The following is a 3,086-nucleotide window of genomic DNA, read 5'->3' as shown; positions in this document are numbered from 1 at the left end:
GTGCGCAGACGGGAGACATGAGAAATTATCTGGTTAAACGCGGGATAGATAAATCCCGAGAACTGCATCTCCACTACCGGCCGCAATCCCATAGCCGACATACCCACGCCGGTACCGGCTATCATCGATTCCGCAAGCGGTGTATCAAATACTCGTTCTCTTCCATATTTTTTCTGAAGACCCTCGGTGACACGGAAGACACCGCCCTCGACACCGACATCCTCACCATAAACCACAACATTTTCGTCATCTTCGAGCTTGAAGGCGAGAGCCGAGTTTATGGCCTGTACCATATTCATTACCGCCATCTTACTGACCCTCCTTCCATCTCAAAAACTTTTCCATTCTGACTTTCTGTTTCTTGAGCTGATCCGGCATTTCCTCGAAAGTATTGGCGAAGATCTGATCGAGAGTAGTGGGCGGATGTTCTTCGACCTGCTTGAACTGCTTGCCGATATCCTTGTTGGCCTTTTCGATTTCGGCCTTTTCCTTATCCTCGTCCCAGAGTCCCTTCTCTTCAAGGAAGGTGCGCATACGGGTCAGCGGATCTTTCAGCTCCCACTCCTTCTCTTCTTCAGCCGTACGATACTTGGTTGGATCATCGGAAGTGGTATGATAACCGCGGCGGTAGGTGACCGCTTCGATCAGAACCGGTCCCTTGCCTGAACGGGCATGTTCGGCGGCTTCTTTAGTAGCGGCGTAGACAGCGAAGAAATCGTTGCCGTCGACCTGAATTCCGGGCATTCCGTAACCATACGCTTTCTGGGCCAGTGTTTCAGCGGCGCACTGCTCATGGCGGGGTACCGAGATAGCGTAATGATTGTTGTTGCAGAAAAAGATCACCGGGCATTTAAATACGCCGGCGAAATTGAGACCTTCATGGAAATCACCTTCGGAGGTGCCACCGTCGCCAAAGTAGCAGATCGCGATCTGCTTGGATTTCTTGTACTTGAGAGCGTAGCCGATTCCGGCGGCATGAGGCACCTGTGAAGCGACCGGTACGGCGGAGGGCATAAAGTTCGCACCTTCAGCCACATTCCCGTCCTCGGAACCCTTCCAGTACAGGTACATGTGACGGGCGGTCACTCCCTTGAAAAGCCAGGCCGCCATCTCGCGAAAGGCCGGGACCATCCAATCGTCCTTATCGGTGGCCATCGCGCTCCCCAGAGCGGCCGCTTCCTGTCCCATATTGGGAGGCAGGGTATAAAGTCTTCCCATGCGTTGATAAGCTACAGCCTTGACATCCACCTGGCGGGCGTAAATCATGAACTGGTAAGCCTTGACCACCTCTTCATCGGAGAGATCCGGCATATACTTCTCGTTCACGATCTTGCCCTTGGGATCCAGGATCTGCAACTGCTTTCCCTTGAGCGGATCAAACTGTTTGAACATTTTCCATACCTCTATCAGTTATCGTTACTTGTTTTATCAAGTTAATTATGAGTAGAACATATTAAGACCAGTCCAGGTTTCATAAAAATGCGAAAATAACAGATTTTCAGGTAATTTCCAACCAGATTTGATGCTACCATATCCCCAGCACATCCTTGGCATAATCAGTGGCATGTTCTTCCGGGTTCCAGGGTGGATCCCAGACTATGTCCACCGTCACCGCCGTAACACCCTCGAGTTCCCCCACGGCTTTTTTTACGTCATTGACCAGAACCGGTCCGTATGGGCACGCGGGTGTGGTAAGTGTCATTTCGATTACAATCTCTCCCCCGGTTTTGATTTCGAGATCGTATATCAGGCCCAGGTCGGCCACGCTCAGGGCCATCTCAGGGTCCTTGACCTTGTGAAGCACATCCATTACCTGATCTTCGGTTATCATACAAATCACTCCGTAGTTACCGCTTCGGGGTTGATGCCTTCCTGATGAGCGCGGATACCCTCGACAAGGGTAATCCATGCCAGAAGGGCGCATTTTACCCTGACTGGAAATTTTTTGACTCCCGCCAGCGCTTCGAGATCGCCCAGGTCAAAGTCTTTTTGCTCATCATCGCCTGTGAGCATTTTCGTAACAAGACCAGAGAGCTGTTCGACCTCCCCGAGCGTCATCCCCTTGACAGTTTCGGTCAGCATCGAAGCCGAGGCGGTGCAAATTGCACACCCGACTGTCTCGATTCCAATATCTTCGATACGATCTCCAGCGAGCCTCGCAGTCAATTCAATCGAATCTCCGCAGAGCGGATTTTGACCACTGTTGATGATATCGGGATTTTCGATCTTCTTTTTGCCGCGCGGGTACTTATAGTGATCCATAAGTATATCCCGGTAAAGCTGATCCAGACCGTTCATCGAATCACCCCCTTGCGACCGTTTTTACAGATAATTATACTAAAAATCATATTACTTACTTCTCAATGCTTTCCAGGTTCATGTCTTCAATATTGCGATTCTCGAGTTTGAAACGAACCAGGTTTTCCATAAACTGCCTGATATCTACAGGCATGAGATTTAAAAGCGGTTCGACAAAGCCCATCACGATCATCCGGACAGCATCGGCAGTCGAGATTCCACGGCTCTTGAGATAGAAGATCATCTCCGAATCGAGCGGTCCGACCGTCGCGCCATGACTGCAACTGACCTGGTCATTTAAAATCTCCAGTTCCGGAATCGATTCGGCCGAAGCGCCCGTGTTAAGCAGAAGATTGCGGTTCTCCTGGTAAGCCTGGCAGTTGGTAGTCTCTTCCTCGATACGAATCAGACCTGTGTAGGCCGAACGAGCCTGATCCTTGAGCACTATCTTGAAATCAATATTTGAATAGGATTCGCCGGCTGTATGTTGATGCCTGGTGTGATGATCGAAATGCTGGCGATCATCGGCGAATGCTACTCCCAGCATCTGGCTGGATGCCCCCTTGCCATTTAAGATCGTGCCCAGGTTGCTTTTCGAGATTTCACTGCCGAGCGAAGCGAAGATTGTCCAGATCTGGGCCTCCTGTTCGATTCGAGCCCTCTGGGTCAGAAATGACGTCACCGAACCCGACAGGTTCTGCGGATTCAGGTATCTAACCCGCGATGATTTATCGGCATAGAGTTCGACCACATTGCTGGATTTGAATCGATCCGCACCGGCCCGGTCG

At 50.8% G+C, this 3,086-nt stretch carries 5 protein-coding genes; all 5 read right to left on the bottom strand.

The genetic code is table 11. The annotated features are described in order from the left end of the window. Window positions 1-308, bottom strand: a 308-nt coding sequence (locus GF404_00990; GenBank protein MBD3380749.1) for an alpha-ketoacid dehydrogenase subunit beta, incomplete at its 3' end; no start/stop codon positions are given. A gap of 1 nt (window position 309) precedes the next feature. Then, on the bottom strand, window positions 310-1,392 hold the full coding sequence (gene pdhA, locus GF404_00985; GenBank protein ID MBD3380748.1) for a pyruvate dehydrogenase (acetyl-transferring) E1 component subunit alpha: 1,083 nt from the start codon (window positions 1,390-1,392) through the stop codon (window positions 310-312). Window positions 1,393-1,525: 133 nt separating this feature from the next. Then, complete coding sequence (locus GF404_00980) at window positions 1,526-1,924, bottom strand: DUF59 domain-containing protein (GenBank protein MBD3380747.1); 399 nt, start codon at window positions 1,922-1,924, stop codon at window positions 1,526-1,528. Next, window positions 1,837-2,298, bottom strand: a complete 462-nt coding sequence (locus GF404_00975; GenBank protein ID MBD3380746.1) for an SUF system NifU family Fe-S cluster assembly protein — start codon at window positions 2,296-2,298, stop codon at window positions 1,837-1,839. Before GF404_00975 ends, GF404_00980 begins: the two co-directional genes overlap by 88 nt. Window positions 2,299-2,353: 55 nt before the next feature. Continuing rightward, window positions 2,354-3,086, bottom strand: a 733-nt coding sequence (locus GF404_00970; protein MBD3380745.1) for a Fe-S cluster assembly protein SufD, incomplete at its 5' end; no start/stop codon positions are given.

This window comes from Candidatus Zixiibacteriota bacterium, from assembly GCA_014728145.1.
Lineage (GTDB): Bacteria > Zixibacteria > MSB-5A5 > JAABVY01 > JAABVY01 > WJMC01.
The sequence above is the reverse complement of the archived record's forward strand: the minus strand, read 5'-3'. Positions and strand labels throughout refer to the sequence as shown.